Raw genomic sequence first — 22,193 nt, forward strand, 5'->3', positions numbered from 1 at the left:
TCGGGACACGCCCGGGACACCCCTAAACTGACCCCGTGACCGAGAACGCTCAGCAGCAGCCAACAGCGCCCCACACCGAACTGCCGACCCAGTACGCGCCGGCCGAGGTAGAGGGAGCGCTGTACGAGCGCTGGGTAGACAAGGGTTACTTCGCCGCCGACGCGAAGAGCGAGAAGCCGCCCTACACCATCGTCATCCCGCCGCCGAACGTCACCGGCAGCCTGCACCTCGGGCACGCCTTCCAGCACACGCTCATGGACGCCCTCACCCGCCGCAAGCGCATGCAGGGCTTCGAGGCGCTGTGGCTGCCCGGCATGGACCACGCCGGCATCGCCACCCAGAACAAGGTCGAGCAGCAGCTTGCCGAGGAGGGCAAGTCCCGCCACGACCTGGGCCGCGAGGAGTTCGTCGAGCGCGTCTGGCAGTGGAAGGAGGAGTACGGCGGCAAGATCCTCGGCCAGATGCGGCGCCTGGGCGACGGCGTGGACTGGGACCGTGAGCGGTTCACCATGGACGAGGGCCTGTCCAAGGCCGTCCTCACCATCTTCAAGAAGCTCTACGACGACGAGCTGATCTACCGCGCCGAGCGCATCATCAACTGGTGTCCCCGGTGTCTGACGGCCATCTCGGACATCGAGGTGGAGTACCAGGAGGACGACGGCGAGCTCGTCTCCATCAAGTACGGGGAGGGCGAGGAGACCCTCGTCGTCGCCACCACGCGCGCGGAGACCATGCTCGGTGACACCGCCGTCGCCGTTCACCCCGACGACGAGCGCTACCAGCACCTCATCGGCAAGCGGATCAAGCTCCCGCTCACCGACCGCTCCATCCCCGTCGTCGCCGACACCCACGTCGACCCCGAGTTCGGCACGGGTGCCGTCAAGGTCACCCCGGCCCACGACCCCAACGACTTCGCGATCGGCCAGCGTCACGGCCTGGAGTCGATCACGGTCATGGACGAGCGCGCCGTCATCACCGCCCACGGCCCCTTCCAGGGCCTCGACCGCTTCGAGGCGCGCTCCGCCATCGTCGCGGCGCTGCGCTCGCAGGGGCGGATCGTCGCCGAGAAGCGGCCGTACGTCCACTCCGTCGGCCACTGCTCGCGCTGCAAGACCACCATCGAGCCGCGCCTGTCCATGCAGTGGTGGGTCAAGGTCGGCCCGCTGGCCAAGGCCGCCGGCGACGCGGTCCGTGACGGACGGGTCAGGATCCACCCGGAGGACATGTCGAAGCGGTACTTCGACTGGGTCGACAACATGCACGACTGGTGCATCTCGCGGCAGTTGTGGTGGGGACACCGGATTCCGGTCTGGTACGGCCCGGACGGCGAGGTCGTCTGCGTCGGTCCGGACGAGGAGCCGCCCACCGGTGAGGGCTGGCGTCAGGACACCGACGTCCTCGACACCTGGTTCTCCTCCGGCCTGTGGCCGTTCTCCACGCTCGGCTGGCCCGAACAGACCGAGGACCTGCGGAAGTTCTACCCGACCGACGTCCTGCTCACCGGCCACGACATCATCTTCTTCTGGGTCGCCCGGATGATGATGTTCGGCCTGTACGCCATGGACGGCGAGGTCCCCTTCAAGACCATCGCGCTGACCGGCCTCGTGCGCGACGAGCGCGGCAAGAAGATGTCGAAGTCCTTCGGCAACGTCGTCGACCCGCTGGACTGGATGGACAAGTACGGCTCCGACGCCGTCCGGTTCACCCTGGCCCGCGGCGCCAACCCCGGCACCGACGTCCCGATCGGCGAGGACTGGGTCCAGGCGTCCCGGAACTTCGCCAACAAGATCTGGAACGCCACGCGCTTCGCGCTGATGAACGGCGCGACGGTCGAGGGCCCGCTTCCCTCGCCCGAGCAGATGTCGGCGACGGACCGCTGGATCCTCTCCCGTCTCAACAAGACGGTCGCCCAAGTGGACGCGTACTACGAGGACTTCCAGTTCGCGAAGCTCTCCGACGCCCTCTTCCACTTCGCCTGGGACGAGGTCTTCGACTGGTACGTGGAGCTGTCCAAGACGACGTTCCAGGCGGGCGGCGAGAGCGCCAAGGTCTCCCAGCGCGTCCTCGGCGAGGTCCTCGACGTCACGCTGAAGCTGCTGCACCCGATCGTCCCGTTCGTCACCGACACCCTCTGGACCACCCTCACGGGCGGCGAGTCGGTCGTCATCGCGGACTGGCCGAAGGACAGCGGCTTCCGCGACGCGGCGGCCGAGCAGGAGATCGAGTCCCTCCAGTCCGTCATCACCGAGGTCCGCCGCTTCCGCGCCGACCAGGGCCTCCAGCCCGGCCAGCGCGTCCCGGCCCGCCTCACGCTCGACGGGACGGCGCTGGCGCCCCACGAGGCCGCCATCCGCCAGCTGCTGCGCCTCCAGCCGGAGGGCGAGAGCTTCTCCGCGACGGCGACCCTCCCGGTCGCGGGCGCCACGGTCGCCCTCGACCTCTCCGGCACGATCGACGTCGCGGCGGAGCGCAAGCGCCTCGCCAAGGACCTCGCCGCGGCGGAGAAGGAGAAGGCCCAGGCCACGGCCAAGCTCGGCAACGAGGCGTTCCTGGCCAAGGCCCCGGACAACGTCGTGGACAAGATCCGCGGCCGCCTCGCGAAGGCGGACGAGGACATCGCAAGGATTCAGTCCCAGCTGGACAAGCTGCCGCCGGCGTAAATGTCAGTACTGAAGGCTTCCGGAACTGTTCGGTTCCGGAGGCCTTCGTGTCCCCAGGGGCGCGGGGAACTGCGCGACCGGCCCACACACACCCGCACCCGCCGAACAAGCCCAGCCCCCCACTCCATAGGCGAGCCGTCACCCCCCGTCCGTAGACTGACCCCGTGAGCGACAGCGACGACCCCTTCGACGAGATCATCTCGGCAGAGACCGACCGCGACCCCGACCTCGCGGTCATCGAGGCCGGCAGCCGCACCCTGCGCACCCAGGGCACCCCGCCCGAGGCACAGGTACCGACCCGCCCCGAGGACCCCGAGCTCGACAAGGCCCTCAGGGACGTCGAGGCGGAGCTCGCCACGCGCTGGGGCGAGACCAAGCTGGAGCCCTCCGTCAGCCGCATCGCCGCGCTGATGGACGTCCTGGGCGAGCCGCAGCGGTCGTACCCCTCGATCCACATCACGGGGACGAACGGCAAGACCTCCACGGCCCGCATGATCGAGGCCCTGCTCGGCGCCTTCGAGCTGCGTACGGGGCGGTACACCAGCCCTCACGTGCAGTCCGTCACCGAGCGCATCAGCCTCGACGGGGCGCCGATCTCCGCCGAGCGCTTCATCGAGACGTACGAGGACATCAAGCCGTACGTCGAGATGGTGGACGCGCAGCAGGAGTACCGGCTGTCGTTCTTCGAGGTGCTGACCGGCATGGCGTACGCCGCCTTCGCGGACGCGCCCGTCGATGTCGCCGTGGTCGAGGTGGGCATGGGCGGCACCTGGGACGCCACCAATGTCATCGACGGTGACGTCGCCGTCGTCACGCCCATCGATCTCGACCACACCGACCGGCTCGGCGAGACGCCTGGCGAGATCGCCAAGGAGAAGGCCGGCATCGTCAAGCAGGACGCGACGGTCATCCTGGCCCAGCAGCCGGTCGACGCCGCTCAGGTGCTGCTCAAGAAGGCGGTCGAGGTCGACGCCACGGTGGCTCGGGAAGGGCTCGAGTTCGGGGTCGTCTCGCGGCAGGTCGCCGTGGGCGGGCAGTTGCTGACGCTGCGCGGGCTCGGCGGCGAGTACGAGGAGGTCTACCTCCCGCTGCACGGCCCCTACCAGGCGCACAACGCCGCCGTCGCGCTCGCCGCCGTCGAGGCGTTCTTCGGCGTCGGCTCACAGCGGCCCGAGGCGCTCGACATCGACACCGTCCGCAAGGCCTTCGCGGCCGTGTCCTCGCCTGGCAGGCTGGAGGTCGTACGGCGGTCTCCGACCGTCGTGCTGGACGCCGCCCACAACCCGGCGGGCGCCCGCGCCACCGCCGAGGCGGTCGGTGAGGCCTTCGACTTCAGCCGGCTGATCGGCGTGGTCGGGGCGAGCGGCGACAAGAACGTACGAGGGCTTCTCGAGGCCTTCGAGCCGATTTTCGCGGAGGTCGTGATCACGCAGAACTCCAGCCACCGCGCCATGGACGCAGACGAGCTGGCCGCGATCGCCGTCGAGGTCTTCGGCGAGGAGCGCGTCCAGGTCGAGCCGCGGCTGCCCGACGCCCTGGAGGCGGCGATCACGCTGGCCGAGGAGGAGGGCGAGTTCGCGGGCGGCGGTGTGCTCGTCACCGGTTCCGTCATCACTGTCGGCGAGGCCCGACTGCTTCTGGGGAGGGGCTGACCACCCGTGCGTACGCTCTGTTCTTCGACCCTGATCGGCGAGTTCCTCGTCATCGGCTTCGCCGCCCTGGTCGCGATGAAGGACGACGACCTGTCCACGTCCACGGTGTGGACGGTCAGCGGGATCGCCATGTTCCTGTGTCTGGTGCTGTGCGGCATGGTGACCCGGCCGGGCGGCATCGCGCTGGGCTGGGTGCTGCAGGTCGCCCTCATCGCCTCCGGGTTCGCCGTGCCGACGATGTTCTTCCTGGGCGCGGTCTTCGCCGCCCTGTGGTGGGCCTCGGTGCACTACGGCCGGAAGATCGACGAGGCGAAGGCCAGATTCGCGGCCCAGGCACAGGCCGAGACCCCCACACCTGACGCTGCGTGACAGAGGGCCGGACACGCCCTGTAACCTCGGTCTTCCCGCACCACGCTTGACACGCTCGATAAGGAGTCCCCTCGTGACGCAGCGCACCCTCGTCCTCCTCAAGCCCGACGCCGTCCGTCGTGGCCTGACCGGCGAGATCATCAGCCGTATCGAGCGCAAGGCCGGCTGGCAGATCACCGCGCTGGAGCTGCGCACGCTGGACCAGGAGACGCTGGAGCAGCACTACGGCGAGCACAAGGGCAAGCCCTTCTACGAGCCGCTGGTGGAGTTCATGGCCTCCGGCCCGGTCGTGGCGCTGATCGTCGAGGGCGAGCGGGTCATCGAGGGCGTGCGCGCGCTGGCCGGTCCGACCGACCCGATCGCCGCCGCCCCCGGTTCGATCCGCGGCGACTTCGGTGTGATCGTCCGTGAGAACCTCATCCACGCCTCCGACTCCGAGGAGTCCGCCGAGCGTGAGGTGAAGATCTTCTTCCCGGGTCGCGCCTGACGGGTGTGCCGTTGGTGAAAGTCCGGGGGGCCGCCTCCGGACTTTCTTGGCATATGCGTGGCGATCGAGGGAACGAGCACCCCCGAACGCCCCTCTCCAGAAGCGAACACCGTCGGCATCTGCTGACAATGGCGGAGACCCTTACGCAGTGTTCGTGCGGGCGCCACTACGATGGAAGCCTTCACGTCACAGCACCCACTTCGCCGACCTGAAAAGCCCTCAAAAGCTCCCAGGAAGGCCAGACGAATCCTGATGGGGAACTCAATGTCGTTCATCGGCCGTGACATGGCTGTCGACCTCGGGACCGCCAACACGCTGGTGTACGTCAGGGGTCGCGGGATCGTACTCAACGAGCCGTCCGTCGTCGCGATCAACACCAACACCGGTGGCATCCTGGCGGTCGGCGCCGAAGCGAAGAAGATGATCGGGCGCACGCCCGGCAACATCGTTGCCGTCCGTCCGCTGAAGGACGGCGTGATCGCCGACTTCGAGATCACCGAGCGGATGCTCCGCTACTTCATCCTGAAGATCCACAAGCGGCGGTATCTGGCTCGTCCGCGGGTCGTCGTCTGTGTGCCCTCGGGCATCACCGGCGTCGAGCGCCGTGCCGTCATCGAGGCGTCGTCCCAGGCCGGCGCCCGCCAGGTGCACATCATCGAGGAGCCCATGGCCGCGGCCATCGGTTCCGGCCTGCCGGTCCACGAGGCCACGGGCAACATGGTGGTGGACATCGGCGGCGGCACGACGGAGGTCGCGGTCATCTCGCTCGGCGGGATCGTCACCGCCCAGTCGATCCGCGTCGCGGGCGACGAACTGGACAACGCGATCATCCAGCACATCAAGAAGGAGTACTCCCTCCTCCTCGGTGAGCGGACGGCCGAGCAGATCAAGATCACGATCGGTTCGGCGTACGACCTCGACGCTGACGAGCACACCGAAATCCGCGGCCGGGACCTCGTCTCCGGGCTGCCCAAGACCGTCGTCATCTCGGCCGCCGAAGTCCGCAAGGCGATCGAGGAACCCGTCAACGCGATCGTGGACGCGGTGAAGACGACCCTCGACAAGTGCCCGCCCGAGCTGTCCGGCGACATCATGGACCGCGGAATCGTTCTGACCGGCGGCGGCGCCCTGCTGCGCGGTCTCGACGAGCGGCTGCGCCGGGAGACCGGCATGCCGATCCACATCGCCGAGGACCCCCTCGACAGCGTGGCGCTCGGCTCCGGCAAGTGCGTGGAGGAGTTCGAGGCGCTCCAGCAGGTGCTGGACGCCCAGCCGCGCAGATGACGTAACAGTGCGATTCCGCCGTACGAGATGATCTCCTCTCGTACGGCGGATCGTTGATATAGAGGCATAAGCTCGCCTCTGCACACCCGCACATACACAGACGCACATTCCTGAACACTGCACATTCCTATTGAGGAAGGCACGGCCGCCGCACGTGAGGGACACACGAGAGAGCCGGCTGCTCCTGGTGCTGCTGATCGCCATCGCGTTCGCACTGATCACGGTGGACATCCGCGGCGGGGAGGACTCACCGGTCGACGGTGCCCGCCAGGCCGCGGCGACGGTCTTCGGCCCGATCGAGGACGGCGTCTCCGCCGCGGTGAACCCGGTCGGCAACGCGATCTCCTCGATCCGCGACTCCGGCGAGCGCCACGACCGGCTCGCCGCGCTGGAGAAGGAGAACGCGGCCCTCAAGGCGAAGCTCGGCAGCGACGACCGCAACGCCAGCCGCCTCAAGCAGCTCAACAAGCTGATGGGCGTCGCGGCCGAGGGCCAGTACGGCATCAAGGGCGCCGAGGTCATCGCCATAGGGGCGGCCCAGGGCTTCTCCTGGACCATCACCATCGACGTCGGTTCGAATGACGGCATCAAGCGCGACATGACCGTCCTCAACGGCGACGGACTGGTCGGGCGTGTGACGACGGTCGGGCCGAACACCGCGACCGTGCTCCTCGCCAACGACCCCGACTTCACCGTCGGCACCCGCATGGAGGCCGGCGACGAGCTCGGCTTCGCCTCCGGGCAGGGCGACCGCCCGCTGCGCGTCGAGCTCCTCAACGGCAAGGCCGAGGTGAAGAAGGGCGACCGTCTGGTCACCTTCGGTTCGCAGGCCGACAAGCCCTTCGTGCCCGGCGTCCCGGTCGGCGTCGTCTCCCGCGTGGACCCCTCCGGCGGCGGCCTGACCCGCACGCTCTACGTGACGCCGTACGTCAGCTTCACCAAGCTCGACGTCGTCGGTGTCGTCGTCGAGGCCCCCAAGAAGGACCCGCGGGACACGGTGCTGCCGAAGAAGCCGAAGCCGACCCCCACCCCGACCGTCACCGTCACGGTCACCCCCTCGGCGAACGCCAATGCCGACGGCCAGTTCGAGCAAGAGCAGTAGGAGCTGATTCCCCGTGCGTGTCAACCGGATCCTGCTCTCCACCTCCCTCGTCGTCGTCGCCCTGGTCCTCCAGGTCAGCGTCCTGTCCAGACTCCACCTCCCGGGCGCCGTCCCGGACGTTCTCCTGCTGACCGTCCTCGGCCTCGCCATGGTCTACGGCCATGTCGGCGGCGCGCTCGTCGGGTTCGGCGCCGGGCTCCTCGCCGACCTCGCGCCGCCCGCGGACCACGCCGCCGGCCGCTACGCGCTGGTGCTGTGCGTCATCGGCTACCTCGCCGGCCTCGCCAAGCCGGAGAACGGCCGCCTGAAGTCGGCCACGGGCCCGATGGTCGTCGTGGTCGTCGCCGCCCTCGGCACGACGCTGCTGTACGCCGGTGTCGGCGCCCTCGTCGGCGACACCGCCGCCCGCCATGTCGGCCTCGGCAGCCTGCTGTTCACGGCCGCGCTGTACGACCTGCTCCTCGCGCCCTTCGTCGTCCCCGGCATCATGGCGCTCGCCCGCCGCGCCGAGAACGACCCGCTCGCGGAGACCAACTCCGCCGCGAAGGCCGCCGACATCTCGTCGGGGTGGCTGTCGTCCGGGACGGGGCTGAAGATCGGCGGCCAGCGGGGCGGACTGGGCTCGCTGAAGACCAAGGCGCGGACGCGCACCGCGCGGGTCGGCCGCATCAAGGGGGTCAAGCGGCTGTGAGGGCGGGTGTGTTGAGGCCGGATCAGATGACTGGTACGGCCTCGGACGAGTTCACTCGAACGGGTTCGCCGGGGCGGAACGGGCATTCACAGGTCAGCCGTTCATCATTCGTACGCGCACACAACTCCGCGCACTGAGAGGGGGCGGCAGCCGCAGTGACCAACATCCCCGAGACCGGTCGGACCCCACGGGTCCAGATCAGGCTCATCGTGATCCAGATCCTCGTCCTGTCCCTCCTCGGCACCCTCGGCGGGCGCCTGTGGTACCTCCAGATCCGCGAGGGCGACGAGTACGCGAAGGAGGCGTCCGGCAACCACGTCCAGCAGGTCGTCGAGCCCGCCGTCCGCGGCTCGATCCTGGACGCGCGCGGCGTGCCGATCGCGGACAACGAGACCCGGCTGGTGGTCTCCGCCTCCCGCACGGACCTGCTGAAGATGAAGGACGACGGCAAGGCCGTCCTCACCAAGCTGGCCAAGGTCCTCGGCATGAAGCCCGAGGAGGTCATGCAGAAGGTCCGCCTGTGCGACGCCGAGACGCCGCAGCCCTGCTGGAACGGCTCGCCGTACCAGCCGATCCCCATCACCGACGAGGCCACCGCCAAGCAGGCCCTGCAGATCCGCGAGCGCGCCGAGGACTTCCCCGGCATCACCGCCGAGCCCGAGGCCGTGCGCCGCTACCCGAGCCCCGGCAAGGCCAACACCGCCCAGGTCCTCGGCTATCTCTCCCCGGTCACCGACGAGGAGATCACCAAGGCCCAGGACACCGACTCGCCCTATCTGCGCTCCGACCAGGTCGGCCGCTCGGGACTCGAGCGGGAGTACGACAAGGAGCTGCGCGGCAAGGCCGGCGTCACCCGGTACGAGGTGGACAACCTCGGCCGCGTCATCGGCCAGGCCGAGGCCGACGAGGCCCAGCCCGGCGCCAACCTCGTCACCAGCATCGACTCCCGGGTCCAGCGCGTCGCGGAGTACGAGCTGAACGACGCGATGAAGGAGGCCCGCAAGGTCTTCGACGACAACACCGGCGAGAACTACAAGGCGGACTCCGGTGCCGTCGTCGTCATGGAGGCCAAGACCGGCCGGATCGTCGCCATGGCCTCCAACCCGACCTACGACCCCAACGCCTGGGTCGGCGGCATCTCCGCCAAGGACTACAGGAAGCTGACGGGCAAGGACTCCAACTACCCGCTGCTCAACCGGGCCATCCAGGGCCAGTCGGCACCGGGCTCCACCTTCAAGGTGATCTCCACGGCCGCCGCCGTCGAGGCCGGCTACGACTTCGACGGCCGCTACCCGTGCACGAGTTCGTACTCGGTGGGCGGCCAGGTCTTCAAGAACTTCGAGTCGGAGAACTTCGGCCCCATCAACCTCGGCCGCGCGCTGGAGGTCTCCTGCGACACCGTCTTCTACGGCCTCGCGCACCGGGAGTGGCAGCGGGACGGCGGCATCAACCCGAAGAAGGGCCAGCCCAAGGACTACTTCTTCAAGGCCGCCCACCAGTTCGGCCTCGGCAAGACCACCGGCATCGACCTGCCCAACGAGGTCTCCGGCCGGGTCCCCGACCGCCAGTGGAAGCAGGCGTACTGGGAGGCCAACAAGGACGCCTGGTGCAAGACGGGCAAGAAGGACGGCACGTACGTCGAGAAGATCTCGTACGAGAACTGCCTCGAGGGCAACAAGATGCGTGCCGGTGACGAGATCAACTACTCCATCGGCCAGGGCGACACCATGGTCACCCCGATCCAGATGGCCACGATCTACGCGGCGATCTCCAACGGCGGCACCCTGTACAACCCGACGGTCGGCAAGGCCGTCGTCAGCGCCGACGGCAAGACCGTCGACGAGATCAAGCCCAAGTCCCACGGCAAGCTGCCCATAAGCAAGACCACGCTGGCCAAGATGGACGACGCCCTCGCGGGCGTGGCCACCCGCGGTACGGCCGCCTGGCGCTTCGCCCAGGTCGGCTGGCCGCAGGACAAGATCCCGATGCACGCCAAGACGGGTACGGCCGAGGTCTACGGCAAGCAGACGACGTCCTGGTTCGCCACGTACACCAAGGACTACTCGATCGTGATGACGATCTCCCAGGGTGGTACGGGCTCCGGCGCCTCGGGTCCGGCGGTGCGCAACATCTACGACGCGCTGTACGGCGTCTCCGACGACGGCACCATCAACAAGAAGAACGCGCTGCTGCCCACCCCGCAGAAGGGCCTGCCGAAGGTCCGCACGGACGGCACCATCAAGTCCCCGAAGGTCGCCAAGGACCCGGCCAAGCAGCAGCGGGTGAGCCAGGAAGGCGCCCCCAAGCCGGAGGAGACCACGCTGGCGGCGACCATCGGGCAGCCGACCAGCGGCAACCGCAACACCCGCAGGCGGCGGCGCCGCAGGGGAAGCCGGAGGATGTGCACATGACCGGCAACAGCTTCTCCGTCTCCGGGTACGGGCCCGAGCGCGCGGGCTGGACGCGGCTGTTCGCCCGTGACTCGCTCGCCCGCCGGCTGGACTGGCCGATACTGTTCGCGGCGCTCGCGCTGTCGGGCATCGGCTCGCTGCTGGTCTTCTCGGCGACCCGCAACCGCACCGAGATCAACCAGGGCGACCAGTACTACTTCCTGATCCGGCACATCATGAACACCGGCATCGGGTTCGCCCTGATGATCGGCACGGTGTGGCTCGGTCACCGGGCGTTGCGAACGGCCGTGCCGATCCTCTACGGCGCCTCGGTGTTCCTGATCCTCCTGGTGCTCACGCCGCTGGGCTCCACGGTCAACGGCGCCCACTCCTGGATCGTGCTCGGCGGCGGTTTCTCTCTCCAGCCCTCGGAGTTCGTGAAGATCACGATCATCCTGGGCATGGCGATGCTGCTGGCGGCGCGGGTCGACGCGGGCGACAAGCCCTACCCGGACCACCGGACCGTGCTCCAGGCCCTCGGCCTGGCCGCCGTGCCGATGCTGATCGTCATGCTGATGCCCGACCTCGGGTCGGTCATGGTCATGGTCATCATCGTGCTGGGCGTGCTGCTCGCCTCCGGCGCCTCCAACCGCTGGGTGTTCGGGCTGCTCGGTACCGGCGCGATCGGCGCGATCGCGGTCTGGCAGCTCGGCGTCCTGGACGACTACCAGATCGCCCGCTTCGCCGCCTTCGCCAACCCCAGCCTCGACCCGGCCGGTGTCGGCTACAACACCAACCAGGCGCGGATCGCGATCGGTTCGGGCGGTCTGACGGGCGCGGGGCTGTTCCACGGCTCGCAGACCACCGGCCAGTTCGTGCCCGAGCAGCAGACGGACTTCGTCTTCACGGTCGCGGGCGAGGAGCTGGGCTTCGTCGGCGCCGGCCTGATCATCGTGCTGCTCGGTGTGGTGCTGTGGCGGGCCTGCCGGATCGCCCGGGAGACGACGGAGCTGTACGGCACGATCGTCGCGGCGGGCATCGTGGCCTGGTTCGCCTTCCAGTCCTTCGAGAACATCGGGATGACGCTGGGCATCATGCCGGTCACCGGCCTGCCGCTGCCGTTCGTGTCCTACGGCGGAACGTCCATGTTCGCGGTCTGGGTGGCGGTCGGGCTGTTGCAGTCGATCAAGGTGCAGCGGCCGATGTCGGCCTAGCGGTGTCAGAAGGAGGGAGCGGGGTGTCCGAGGAGTACGTGGCCGTGTGCCCGGTCGACGAGGAACTGGTCGACCGGCTGCTGGACCTGGCGGAGCTGGACCTGACCGACGGCGGGACGGTGGCGGCCCGGCTGCGTGAGGCCGGCTGGCCGGACTGGTCGGAGGCGGTCGCCGGGCCGGCGTACGAGGAGACGCCCGACGTCCCCGAAGCCACCCACGTCACCCCGCACGGCCACTTCGTCACCGCCGACGGCGACGGGACGCTCCACCTGCCCTTCGCCTACCTCTACACGGTCGACGGCGGCCTGCTCGACGAGGACATCTGGGCGGCCGTCCCCGGCTGGACGAGTCAGGAGGGCGCCTGGCGGCCGGAGTTCGACGCCCACCACGCCACCGTCGTCCAGCGCTTCACCGACCGCCTCGGCCTCCCGCACCACGACATACGTCAGCCCAAGTTCCCCACGCGGTACGTGAGCTGGCGTCTGGAGCACAACGTGGTGATCGTCGGGCAGGGCCCCGAACCGATGTCGTACGACCAGTTCGAGGACGCCCACGTGCTTCTGCTGTCCCGTACGGCGCAGGACGCGCCGTTCCCGGACAGCCAGGCGATGCGGGCGCTGCTCACCTCCTGAGGCCCCGGCGTTTCCCCGGGATTCGGACTCGGCGCCCTCTGCCTTCCCGCCGCGACTCCGTCTAGATTCAGGTCATGGCGGACACAAAGCGCGAGATCGAGCGGAAGTACGAGTCCGACGACAGCGGACTGCCCGACCTCACCGGCGTCGCCGGGGTCGCGGCCGTCATCGACAAGGGTGTCGCCCACCTCGACGCCACCTACTACGACACCCCGGACGAGCGCCTCGCCGCAGCCTCGATCACCCTGCGCCGCCGCGTCGGGGGCGTGGACGCCGGCTGGCACCTGAAGTTCCCGGTGGCGCCCGGCGTGCGGGACGAGGTCCAGGCGCCGCTCTCCGACACCCTGCCCCGTGTCCTCGCAGGTCTGATCCGCTCCCGGGTCCGGGAGGCCGAGCTGCTGCCCGTGGTCCGGCTGCTGTCCGAGCGGGACGTCCGCCATCTCGTCGACGCCGAGGGTGTCCTGCTCGCCGAGGCCAGCGTGGACGGCGTGCGCGCCGAGCGGCTCACCGAGGGCGGCGGCAGCGCCCAGTGGACCGAGATCGAGATCGAGCTCGCCGACGGCGGTGACCCGGTCTTCCTCGACAAGATCGAGAAGCGGCTGCGGAAGACGGGCGTACGGCCGTCGACGTCGGCGTCGAAGCTGGCGCGGGCGCTGGCGGAGACGGGCGGGAAGAAGAAACGGAAGAAGAAGGCCGTCGAGGCGGCCGCCCCGGAGACCGCCGGGGACCATGTCCTCGCCTACCTGCGCGCCCAGCGGGACGCGATCGTCGAGCTCGACCCGGCCGTGCGGCGGGACCTGTACGACTCCGTGCACCGCATGCGGGTCGCCACCCGCCGGATGCGCAGCGCCTTCCGGTCGTACGGCAAGGTCCTGGACCGGACCGTCACCGACCCCATCGGTGCGGAGCTGAAGTGGCTCGCCGGTGAGCTGGGCGTGGACCGCGACCAGGAGGTGCTGACGGAACGGCTGACCGCCCGCCTCGACGAGCTGCCGCGCACCCTGCTCGTGGGCCCCGTCCGCACCCGGTTGCGCACCTGGTCGCACGCCCGCAGCGGCGGGTCGCGGCGCCGTCTGATCGCCGTACTGGACGGGAAGCGGTACCTGGATCTGCTCGTCGCCCTGGACGCGCTGGTGGCCGATCCGCCGGTGCTGAAGGCGGCCGGGGGGAAGCCGGAGAAGGTGCTCGCCAAGGCCGTACGGAAGGATTTCGGGGAGCTGACGGACCTGGTGGAGCAGGCGCTGGAGCTGCCGCCCGGGCCCGGCCGGGACCTCGCGATCCACGAGGCGCGCAAGAAGTGCAAGCGCACGCGGTACTCGGCGGAGGCGGCGGCCGAGGCACTCGGGGAGCCCGCCGTCGATCTCGTACGGTCGATGAAGTCTCTGCAGGGGCTGCTCGGCGATCACCAGGACAGCGTGATGACCCGCGCGGCTCTGCGCGATCTCGCAGGTCAGGCGCATACGGCGGGGGAGAGCACGTTCACCTACGGGGTGCTGTACGGGCACGAGGAGCGGCGGGCCGAGCTGGTCGAGCTGGACCTGCCCGTCACCTGGCCGGTGATCAAGGGCGACCTCGCGGTCTGAGCGGACGGACGGGGCAGGCCCGCGCTCGCGTTACGCTAGATGGTCACCCCTGTCAGTCCACGGAAGTGCGAGATGTCAGCCGAAACCGCCGAGTCGGTGTTCCCGCAGCTCGAAGCTCTGCTCCCGCATGTGCAGAAGCCGATCCAGTACGTCGGCGGCGAGCTCAACTCCACGGTCAAGCCCTGGGAGTCCAGTGACGTCCGCTGGGCGCTCATGTACCCGGACGCCTACGAGGTCGGGCTGCCCAACCAGGGCGTCATGATCCTCTACGAGGTGCTGAACGAACAGGAGGGCGTCCTCGCCGAGCGCACGTACAGCGTGTGGCCGGACCTGGAGGCGCTGATGCGGGAGCACGGCGTCCCGCAGTTCACGGTGGACAGCCACCGCCCGGTGAAGGCCTTCGACGTGTTCGGCCTGTCCTTCTCCACGGAGCTGGGCTACACGAACATGCTGACGGCGCTGGACCTGGCGGGCATCCCACTGGAGTCCAAGGACCGCGGCCTCGACGACCCGATCGTGCTCGCCGGCGGCCACGCGGCCTTCAACCCGGAGCCGATCGCGGACTTCATCGACGCGGCGATCATCGGCGACGGCGAGCAGGCCGTCCTCGACATGACGCGGATCATCCGCGAGTGGAAGGCGGAGGGACAGCCCGGTGGCCGTGAGGAGGTCCTCTTCCGCCTGGCGAAGACGGGTTCCGTCTACATCCCCGCGTTCTACGACGTCGAGTACCTCGCGGACGGCCGGATCGCCCGTGTGGTCCCCAACAAGTCGGGCGTGCCGTGGCGGGTGTCCAAGCACACGGTGATGGACCTCGACGAGTGGCCGTACCCCAAGCAGCCCCTGGTCCCGCTCGCCGAGACCGTCCATGAGCGCATGTCGGTCGAGATCTTCCGCGGCTGCACCCGCGGCTGCCGCTTCTGCCAGGCGGGCATGATCACCCGCCCGGTGCGCGAGCGCTCGATCACGGGCATCGGCGAGATGGTCGAGAAGGGCCTGAAGGCGACGGGCTTCGAGGAGGTGGGCCTGCTCTCCCTGTCCTCCGCGGACCACTCGGAGATCGGCGACATCGCCAAGGGCCTGGCGGACCGGTACGAGGAGGACAAGATCGGTCTGTCCCTCCCGTCCACCCGCGTCGACGCCTTCAACGTGGACCTGGCGAACGAGCTGACGAGGAACGGCCGCCGGTCCGGCCTGACCTTCGCCCCCGAGGGCGGCAGCGAGCGCATGCGCAAGGTCATCAACAAGATGGTGTCCGAGGAGGACCTCATCCGCACGGTCGCGACGGCCTACGGCAACGGCTGGCGCCAGGTGAAGCTGTACTTCATGTGCGGCCTGCCGACGGAGACCGACGAGGACGTCCTCCAGATCGCCGACATGGCCGCGAACGTCATCGCCAAGGGCCGTGAGGTCTCCCGCTCCAACGACATCCGCTGCACGGTCTCGATCGGCGGTTTCGTCCCCAAGCCCCACACCCCGTTCCAGTGGGCCCCGCAGCTCTCGGCGGAGGAGACCGACGCCCGCCTGGAGAAGCTCCGCGACAAGATCCGCGGCGACAAGAAGTACGGCCGCTCGATCGGCTTCCGCTACCACGACGGCAAGCCCGGCATCGTCGAGGGCCTGCTGTCCCGCGGCGACCGCCGCATCGGCGCGGTCATCCGCGCGGTCTACGAGGACGGCGGCCGCTTCGACGGCTGGCGCGAGCACTTCTCCTATGACCGCTGGATGGCGTGCGCCGACAAGGCCCTCGCCCCCTTCGGCGTGGACGTCGACTGGTACACGACCCGCGAGCGCACCTACGAGGAGGTCCTGCCCTGGGACCACCTCGACTCCGGCCTGGACAAGGACTGGCTCTGGGAGGACTGGCAGGACGCCCTCGACGAGACCGAGGTCGACGACTGCCGCTGGACGCCCTGCTTCGACTGCGGTGTCTGCCCGCAGATGGACACCCACATCCAGATCGGCCCGACCGGCAAGAAGCTGCTGCCGCTGACGGTCAAGAACGCGGCGCCTGCGCCTGCTGGGAGTGGTCACTCGCACTGACGTGAGTGGGGGTGACCCCTCGCAGAGTCACCTTGCTCCCGGGACGCTTCCGGACTTCGCCCGCACCGCCAGTTTGGTGCGGGCGAAGTCATGGTTGGCGGCCACCCGTTCGCGGTGCTGCGGCGGGAGCTTTCCGCCGTCCAGGAGCTGCTCGCAGGCCTCCAGGGACTCGCGGTAGGCGCCCATCCAGTACGCCGCCACCGCCAGCTCGTCCAGCGCCCGCCAGTCGTACCAGCCGTGCTCGACGAAGAGGATGTCGTCGGGCGGCGGGAGCTCCGCCGCGCGTCGTGCGAACAGGTAGGCGAGCGGCCAGCGCTCTCCGCGGGTCCGGCACAGGTGGGCGAGTTCGCCGAGGGGTTCCGCTCGGGTGGGCCGGTGTTCGTGGGCGTCCAGGAAGCGGGACATGACCTCGGGCATACGGCGCTTCAGCTCCAGGGCGAGGCGGGCCGCGTAGAGCCGGGAGCAGAACGCCTCCTCGGCGAAGCCCTCGTCCATGGCCGCGCGGCGGTCGTAGGCGGCCAGCGCCTTCGCCGGTTCGTCGGCGTCCCGCCAGCTCTGGGCGAGATAGAAGGCGTACCGGGTGTTGCCGGGTTCCTTGGCGAGGCCGTCCTTCAGGAGCGCCGCGTCCCGCAGGTACTTCGTACGGGAGCTGCCCTGCGACCGGCCTCCGCCGCCCATGATGACCATGCGGACGCCGTCGAGGCCGGCCCGGCTGAACTCCGTGTCGCACTCCAGGTATTCGTGCAGCACACCGACGTACCGCCAGGGGAGGCGGGTCGACACCAGTGTCGGGCGCCAGTGGACGACCGGGCCGTGGCGCACCTGCATGTCGTAGCAGTCGTGGGTGAGCGTCGGCAGCGTGAAGCCGGGGTCGGTCTCCAGGACGTCGTCGGCGTCGATGAACAGCAGATGGCCCGCCCGCTCCCGGGCCCGTTCGATCGCCTCCGTGCGGCTCGCGCCGAAGCCGCGGAAGGGGCTCTCGTACAACGCCCCGGGCAGGTCGGCGAGGGTCTCGCGGACGATGTCCTGGGTGCCGTCGGTCGAGCCGGTGTCCAGGATCACCCAGCTGTCGACGAGAGGCCGTACGGACTCGAGGCAGCGTCGGATCACATGCGCCTCGTCCTTGACGATCATATTGAGGCAGACCGCGTTTGTGTTATTCGCGTTTGTGTTATTCATGGCATCTTCTTTTCTCTGCAGAAAAGGACCGCCCGGTGAAATTATCCAGCGCCGGGGGTGCGTGCAAGCAGCCACCGGTGAAATGACAGGTATAGGTATTCCTATGGTCATCGCCGCGCAGCTTCCCCCGCCTCGCGAAGAATTCCGTCCCGCCGTCGCGGCCGTGTCCGTGCGCGGCCGCGTGCTGCTCTGGGCGGCGCCCTTCGCCCTCACCCTGGGGCTGGGCGGCTTCGGGCTCACCGGCCCGCTGCTCGGCCGTGACGAGCTGGTCACCTGGGACATGGCCGGCCGGGACACCGACCGGATCCTCGCCACGCTGCGCAACGTCGACGCCGTGCACGGCACCTATTACCTGCTGATGCACGGATGGGTGGAGCTCTTCGGGGATTCCGTCCTTTCACTGCGACTTCCGTCCCTGTTCGCGGTGGCCGGAGCGGCGGCCCTGGTGGCACTGCTCGGGAACCGGCTCTTCGGATATCGGGCCGGAATTCTTGCCGGGCTTCTCCTCGCGCTCGTCCCGGCCGTGAGCCGCTACGGCCAGGAAGCCCGCTCCTACGCGCTGGTGATGGCGGCCGTCGCCGGCGCCACGCTCCTGCTGCTGCGCGCCCTGGACCGGCCGCGCGGCCCCTGGCGCTGGGCCGCCTACACGCTCGCGCTGGCGTTCACCGGGCTCCTGCACCTGATCGCGCTCTCCGTCGCGATCGCCCACCTCTGTCTGCTCGCCGCCCACGCGCGCCGGGACCGCGCCCTGTGGTGGCGGGCCGGCCTCGCCCTGACCGCGGTCGTCGCGATGGTCGCCCCGCTCGCCCTGCTCGGCCGCTCCCAGGCCGGACGCCAGCTGTACTGGGTCCCGGCGCCCGACGGCTGGGCACTGCTCTCCCTCCCCGGCGAGGTCTTCGCCTCCGCGCTGTGCGCCGGAGCCCTGATCGCCCTCGCCCTGGCGGCCCGTTCGCAGCGCAGGGCGCCGCTGCTGCTGTGCGGCACCTGGGCGCTGCTGCCCCCGGCCCTGGTCTGGGCCGCCTCCCACGGTGAGGTCTCCTACTTCCGCGGTGTCTACGTCCTGTTCACCCTCCCGGCCTGGGCGCTGCTGGCCGGCTCGGGACTGGCCGCGGCCCGGCGTTCCTGGAAGGCGGGGGCGGTCGTCGTCGTGGCGCTGGCCCTGCTCGTCCTGCCGGACCAGCGCCAGATGCGCCGGCCCTTCGAGCACAACGCCCCGGTGCCCCTCGACTACGCGGCGGCGGCCGAGGTGATCGAGCGGCAGCACCGGCCCGGGGACGCGGTCGTCTACGACCGGTTCGACAGCTGGCAGCTCGACGGTGGTGTGCGGTACTACCTGCCGCGCGCTCTGGAGCTGCGGGACGTCTTCCTGACGCGGACCCCGGCCGGGATCGACGACCTCTACGCGGTCCAGTGCCCCGTGCCGGAGCGGTGCCTCGGGGGCGAGCGCCGGATCTGGCTGGTGACGCAGGGCGCCGAATTCCCCTTGAACGCGATCGATCCGGCGCAGGCGGGGGCCTTGCAGACGCGGTACCGGGTGTCGACGAGCACGCCGGTGACGGGGATGACGGTGAGTCTGCTGGAGCGCGTCGGCGCGGCAGGGGGCGCCCGGCAGTCCTGACATGCCGCCGGACACCCCCTTGCCGTGGTGCTACGGCATGATGATCGTGCCGCCGTTCACTGCGCCGGGTGCAGGCTGCCTGTTGACCAGCGTCCACGCGTTGTTCCCGCAGTTCAGCGTGCGGTCACTGGTGACCACCGCGCAGGTGGTCTCGTAGATGGCTCCCGTCGTGGTGATGACGTCGATCCTCAGGTCCCCCTCGACCTGATTGCCTTGGGAGTGCTGGGCGATGGAGATCCCGCAGGCGTTCTGCGGGTAGTTCGGGTGACCGGTGAGGTCGGTCCACAGGAAGGGACCGGGTGTCGCGGTGGTGAGGTCCCGGATGCCCGCGTAGGTCCTGTTCGGGCCGCCCATGACCGGCGGGGTGAGCGCTGCCCGGAGCTCGAAGTTGTTGCTGTCCTGGCTGGCGTCGATCTCGGTGCACGGGCCGACGGGACCGGTGGCTCCGGTGGCACCCGTGGGTCCGGTCGCCCCGGTTGCTCCCGTCGCGCCCGGCGTGCCGTTCTCGCCCGAAGGGCCGGTGGCACCGGTGGCACCGGTCGCACCCGTGGGTCCGGTCGCCCCGGTGGCTCCCGTCGCACCCGTGGCGCCCTTCGGACCCGTGGCGCCCTTCGGGCCCGTCGCCCCCGTGGCGCCCTTGCACTTGTCCTTGCCGGTGTACGCCTCCGCGCCCACCCGCGCGTGATGGGGTTTGTGCGGTTTGCACTTGTCGCCCGTCCGCGGCGTCGCCGCCGGCCTCTCGGACACCGCCTTCGCGGCCGCCGCGGCCGGGGTGACCAGCCCGCCGGCGATGACCAGGGCGAGGGAGGTCAGCACCCCGGCCTTCTGGAACCTCGCCCGGGCCGGCGGCCCCAGCAGCGAGGGAGTGTGTCGAGGACTCATAGGCATGCTCCTTGGCACAAAGCGGGCCCGGGGGAGTTCCCGGACCTCCGTGCGAGCGTGACCCGATCACCCACGACAGCCGTACTGACGCGCGGCGGACGCGCCGTCAAATAGGTAAAACGGTCTAGCGGACGAGCGCCGTGACGGCATCGCAACCCACGGGGTGCATCCAGGGCGCGGGGCGCGGCGTCTTGTCCGGTATGGAACCGCAGAAGCCGCTGCCCGAGCCCCGACAGCCGGAGGGGTGTCTCGTGACGGCCATCCGCATCCCGGTGCGGATCGTCGTGCTCGTGCTGGTCGTGCCCGTGCGCATGGCGTGGGACGCGCTCGTCGTCGCCGGACGGTTCCTCAACGACACCGTGCTGCGGCCGCTGGGCCGGGCCCTGGAGTGGGTGCTGGAGTGGACGGGGCGCATCCTGTTCGTGTGGCCGCTCCTGGGGCTGTGGCGGTATCTGCTCGTACCGCTCGGCAAGGGGCTCGCGTGGCTCGGGAACGTCCTGGTCGTCGTACCGCTGACCTGGCTGTACCGGTATGTGCTGACCCCTCTCGGGCACGGCTTCGCCTGGACCGCGCGGGCGCTCGCGGCCGGACTGTACGCCGCGGGGGCCTGGCTGGTGCGCTACCTCGTCGTCGTACCCGCCGTCTGGCTGTACCGGTGGGTCCTCACACCCTCCGGACACGGCGTGATGTGGCTGCTGCGGGGGATCGGGCGCGGGATCGCCGCCGTCGGCATCGGCGTGTACACAGTCGTCGCCTGGCTGGTGCGGTATCTCGTCGTCGTGCCCGCCGTGTGGCTGTACGCGTGGGTCCTCACGCCCGTCGGGCATGGAGTGGCGTGGCTGCTGCGGGGGATCGGGCTGGGGTTGTACTGGGTCGCGCGTGTGGTGCTCGTGCTGCCGGTGCTCGCCCTGTGGCGCTGGGTGCTCACGCCGGTCGGGCGGTTCCTCGCCGTGGCCGGGCGGGAGGTGGGGGACGCGCTCGGGCACGCCTGGCGGATCGCCGGGCACGTCTCGCTCGCCGTCGGACGGTTCCTCGCCGCCCTCTTCCGGTGGGTCTTCGTCGAGCCGGTGCGCTGGGCCTACCGCACCCTGCTCACCCCGGTCGGACATGTCGTGCGCGAGGTCGTGCTGCGGCCCGTCGCCGAGGTCGCCCGCGGTGTCGGACGGGCCACGCGGGAGGCGCTCGCCTCGGTACGGGAGACCGCGCGGCAGGCGCGCGCCGACTTCCGGCGCATGCTCCTCGGCGAACCCCGGGAGACGGTCGCCGTGGACCGGCGGGAACCGACCGGGCCCGAGACACGTACTCTTGGTAGGAGTACGACCGCTCTCACGAAGGACTGAACGACACTGGGCAAGCGACAGCCCGAAGGCCCGCCGCCCGCACCCGCGGTGCAGCGCATCCGACTGCGTTACACCAAGCGCGGCCGCCTCCGGTTCACCAGCCACCGTGACTTCCAGCGCGCTTTCGAGCGTGCGCTGCGCCGTGCCGAGGTGCCGATGGCGTACTCGGCGGGGTTCACGCCGCATCCGAAGGTGTCGTACGCCAATGCCGCACCCACCGGCACGGGCAGTGAGGCGGAGTATCTGGAGATCGCCCTCACCGAGGCGCGGGACCCCGAGAAGCTCAGGGTTCTGCTCGACGAGTCGATGCCCCTCGGCCTCGACATCGTCGACGCGGTCGAGGCCCGCACGTCCGGGCTCGCCGACCGGCTCACCGCCTCGGTGTGGGAGCTGCGGCTCGACGGAGTGGAGCCGGCGGAGGCCGAGAAGGCCGTTGTCGCCTTCAACGCCGCCGACGCCGTCGAGGTCCAGCGCAAGACCAAGAACGGCATCCGTTCTTTCGACGCCCGCTCCGCAGTCGTACGGCTTCAGACGCACAGTCCCCAGGCTGATAGGCCGACCGACCAGCCCTGTGCGATACTGCGGCTGGTTGTTCGGCACGTGACGCCTGCCGTACGACCCGACGACGTCCTGTCCGGTCTCCGCGCCGTGGCCGACCTGGCGCCGCCGGTCCCCGCAGCGGTGACCAGGCTGGCGCAGGGGCTGTTCGATGAAGAGACCGGCGAGGTGACCGACCCGCTCGCGCCCGACCGCGAGGCAGCTGAGGCCCCCACAACGGCCGCTGCCGCCGCGAAGGCGCCGGAGTAGGGAAGGTCCCGCGAAAGGACGGACGTCGTAGCGCCGCCCTCGTACTCGGGAGCCACCTGGGTCGGGCAGCGCACCGACCAGAAGACTTTCGCCAGGCCGTACCCAACAGGGTGTACGGAACCGGCGAGACAGGACACAGAGAGCTCCCGTGCGGCGCCCGCGCCCCGGACGGCGGCACCGCGCATCGCGCGAGCCGCGGACGTCACCGGCATCGCCGGACCAGGCGCGGCGCCCGGGAGCCTGACGGGAGAAACGCCCGC

General features: G+C 70.0%; 17 protein-coding genes. 15 read left to right on the forward strand and 2 right to left on the reverse strand.

Going from position 1 to position 22,193, the window contains the following annotated elements; all coding sequences use genetic code 11:
• Positions 1-35 precede the first annotated feature (35 nt).
• The 12 genes from ACFUO4_RS12905 (at position 36) to ACFUO4_RS12960 (ending at position 16,107) form a co-directional block, all read left to right on the forward strand.
• The gene (locus ACFUO4_RS12905) at positions 36-2,660 is read left to right on the forward strand and encodes a valine--tRNA ligase (protein WP_383483380.1); all 2,625 of its coding nucleotides are present in this window, start codon (positions 36-38) and stop codon (positions 2,658-2,660) included.
• Positions 2,661-2,824: 164 nt separating this feature from the next.
• Positions 2,825-4,312, forward strand: a complete 1,488-nt coding sequence (locus ACFUO4_RS12910; protein WP_383483383.1) for a bifunctional folylpolyglutamate synthase/dihydrofolate synthase — start codon at positions 2,825-2,827, stop codon at positions 4,310-4,312.
• Positions 4,313-4,318: 6 nt separating this feature from the next.
• The gene (locus tag ACFUO4_RS12915; protein WP_079311145.1) at positions 4,319-4,681 is read left to right on the forward strand and encodes a DUF4233 domain-containing protein; all 363 of its coding nucleotides are present in this window, start codon (positions 4,319-4,321) and stop codon (positions 4,679-4,681) included.
• Positions 4,682-4,754: 73 nt separating this feature from the next.
• The gene (gene ndk, locus ACFUO4_RS12920; protein WP_079311146.1) at positions 4,755-5,168 is read left to right on the forward strand and encodes a nucleoside-diphosphate kinase; all 414 of its coding nucleotides are present in this window, start codon (positions 4,755-4,757) and stop codon (positions 5,166-5,168) included.
• A gap of 264 nt (positions 5,169-5,432) precedes the next feature.
• On the forward strand, positions 5,433-6,452 hold the full coding sequence (locus ACFUO4_RS12925; protein WP_004931372.1) for a rod shape-determining protein: 1,020 nt from the start codon (positions 5,433-5,435) through the stop codon (positions 6,450-6,452).
• Between the two features lie 154 nt (positions 6,453-6,606).
• Positions 6,607-7,554 (forward strand): rod shape-determining protein MreC, encoded by a 948-nt coding sequence (gene mreC / locus ACFUO4_RS12930; RefSeq protein WP_383483387.1) that lies wholly within the window; start codon positions 6,607-6,609, stop codon positions 7,552-7,554.
• Between the two features lie 13 nt (positions 7,555-7,567).
• Positions 7,568-8,245: a rod shape-determining protein MreD gene (gene mreD / locus ACFUO4_RS12935; protein WP_059191771.1), complete on the forward strand. Its 678-nt coding sequence runs from the start codon at positions 7,568-7,570 to the stop codon at positions 8,243-8,245.
• 155 nt (positions 8,246-8,400) lie between these two features.
• Entirely contained in the window at positions 8,401-10,656 is a 2,256-nt protein-coding gene (gene mrdA, locus ACFUO4_RS12940; RefSeq protein ID WP_383483390.1) for a penicillin-binding protein 2, read from the forward strand.
• Positions 10,653-11,849, forward strand: a complete 1,197-nt coding sequence (gene rodA, locus ACFUO4_RS12945; RefSeq protein WP_079311149.1) for a rod shape-determining protein RodA — start codon at positions 10,653-10,655, stop codon at positions 11,847-11,849. The genes mrdA and rodA overlap by 4 nt, the downstream gene beginning before the upstream one ends.
• Positions 11,850-11,872: 23 nt before the next feature.
• Positions 11,873-12,481 (forward strand): hypothetical protein, encoded by a 609-nt coding sequence (locus tag ACFUO4_RS12950; protein WP_383483394.1) that lies wholly within the window; start codon positions 11,873-11,875, stop codon positions 12,479-12,481.
• A gap of 74 nt (positions 12,482-12,555) precedes the next feature.
• The gene (locus tag ACFUO4_RS12955) at positions 12,556-14,064 is read left to right on the forward strand and encodes a CHAD domain-containing protein (protein WP_383483397.1); all 1,509 of its coding nucleotides are present in this window, start codon (positions 12,556-12,558) and stop codon (positions 14,062-14,064) included.
• Between the two features lie 72 nt (positions 14,065-14,136).
• Positions 14,137-16,107, forward strand: a complete 1,971-nt coding sequence (locus ACFUO4_RS12960) for a TIGR03960 family B12-binding radical SAM protein (protein WP_079311151.1) — start codon at positions 14,137-14,139, stop codon at positions 16,105-16,107.
• A gap of 27 nt (positions 16,108-16,134) precedes the next feature.
• On the opposite strand, the gene ACFUO4_RS12965 is transcribed toward ACFUO4_RS12960, so the two are convergent.
• On the reverse strand, positions 16,135-17,241 hold the full coding sequence (locus ACFUO4_RS12965) for a glycosyltransferase (protein ID WP_383483401.1): 1,107 nt from the start codon (positions 17,239-17,241) through the stop codon (positions 16,135-16,137).
• A 148-nt stretch (positions 17,242-17,389) separates the two neighbouring features.
• Between ACFUO4_RS12965 and ACFUO4_RS12970 the strand changes: the two genes are divergently transcribed.
• Complete coding sequence (locus tag ACFUO4_RS12970) at positions 17,390-18,904, forward strand: glycosyltransferase family 39 protein (protein WP_383483404.1); 1,515 nt, start codon at positions 17,390-17,392, stop codon at positions 18,902-18,904.
• Positions 18,905-18,934: 30 nt separating this feature from the next.
• Here ACFUO4_RS12970 and ACFUO4_RS12975 read toward each other — a convergent pair whose 3' ends face one another.
• Positions 18,935-19,786 carry a hypothetical protein gene (locus tag ACFUO4_RS12975; protein ID WP_383483407.1) on the reverse strand — a complete coding sequence of 284 codons (852 nt, stop codon included), beginning with the start codon at positions 19,784-19,786 and terminating at the stop codon, positions 18,935-18,937.
• A 200-nt stretch (positions 19,787-19,986) separates the two neighbouring features.
• On the opposite strand from ACFUO4_RS12975, the gene ACFUO4_RS12980 reads away from it, so the two are divergent.
• Positions 19,987-21,126, forward strand: a complete 1,140-nt coding sequence (locus ACFUO4_RS12980; RefSeq protein ID WP_383483410.1) for a hypothetical protein — start codon at positions 19,987-19,989, stop codon at positions 21,124-21,126.
• Between the two features lie 48 nt (positions 21,127-21,174).
• Positions 21,175-21,933, forward strand: coding sequence for a TIGR03936 family radical SAM-associated protein (locus ACFUO4_RS12985; protein WP_383483412.1), 759 nt, complete (start codon positions 21,175-21,177; stop codon positions 21,931-21,933).
• Positions 21,934-22,193: the final 260 nt, after the last annotated feature.

Source organism: Streptomyces sp. NPDC057280 (genome assembly GCF_042668605.1).
Classification (GTDB): Bacteria; Actinomycetota; Actinomycetes; order Streptomycetales; family Streptomycetaceae; genus Streptomyces.

Coding starts and splice junctions, on each gene's coding strand:
- ACFUO4_RS12960 (WP_079311151.1), top strand. CDS start 14,137: ATGTCAGCCGAAACCGCCGAGTCGGTGTTCCCGCAGCTCGAAGCTCTG.
- rodA (WP_079311149.1), top strand. CDS start 10,653: ATGACCGGCAACAGCTTCTCCGTCTCCGGGTACGGGCCCGAGCGCGCG.
- ACFUO4_RS12955 (WP_383483397.1), top strand. CDS start 12,556: ATGGCGGACACAAAGCGCGAGATCGAGCGGAAGTACGAGTCCGACGAC.
- ACFUO4_RS12970 (WP_383483404.1), top strand. CDS start 17,390: ATGGTCATCGCCGCGCAGCTTCCCCCGCCTCGCGAAGAATTCCGTCCC.
- ACFUO4_RS12975 (WP_383483407.1), bottom strand. CDS start 19,786: ATGAGTCCTCGACACACTCCCTCGCTGCTGGGGCCGCCGGCCCGGGCG.
- ACFUO4_RS12925 (WP_004931372.1), top strand. CDS start 5,433: ATGTCGTTCATCGGCCGTGACATGGCTGTCGACCTCGGGACCGCCAAC.
- ACFUO4_RS12980 (WP_383483410.1), top strand. CDS start 19,987: ATGGAACCGCAGAAGCCGCTGCCCGAGCCCCGACAGCCGGAGGGGTGT.
- ACFUO4_RS12965 (WP_383483401.1), bottom strand. CDS start 17,241: ATGATCGTCAAGGACGAGGCGCATGTGATCCGACGCTGCCTCGAGTCC.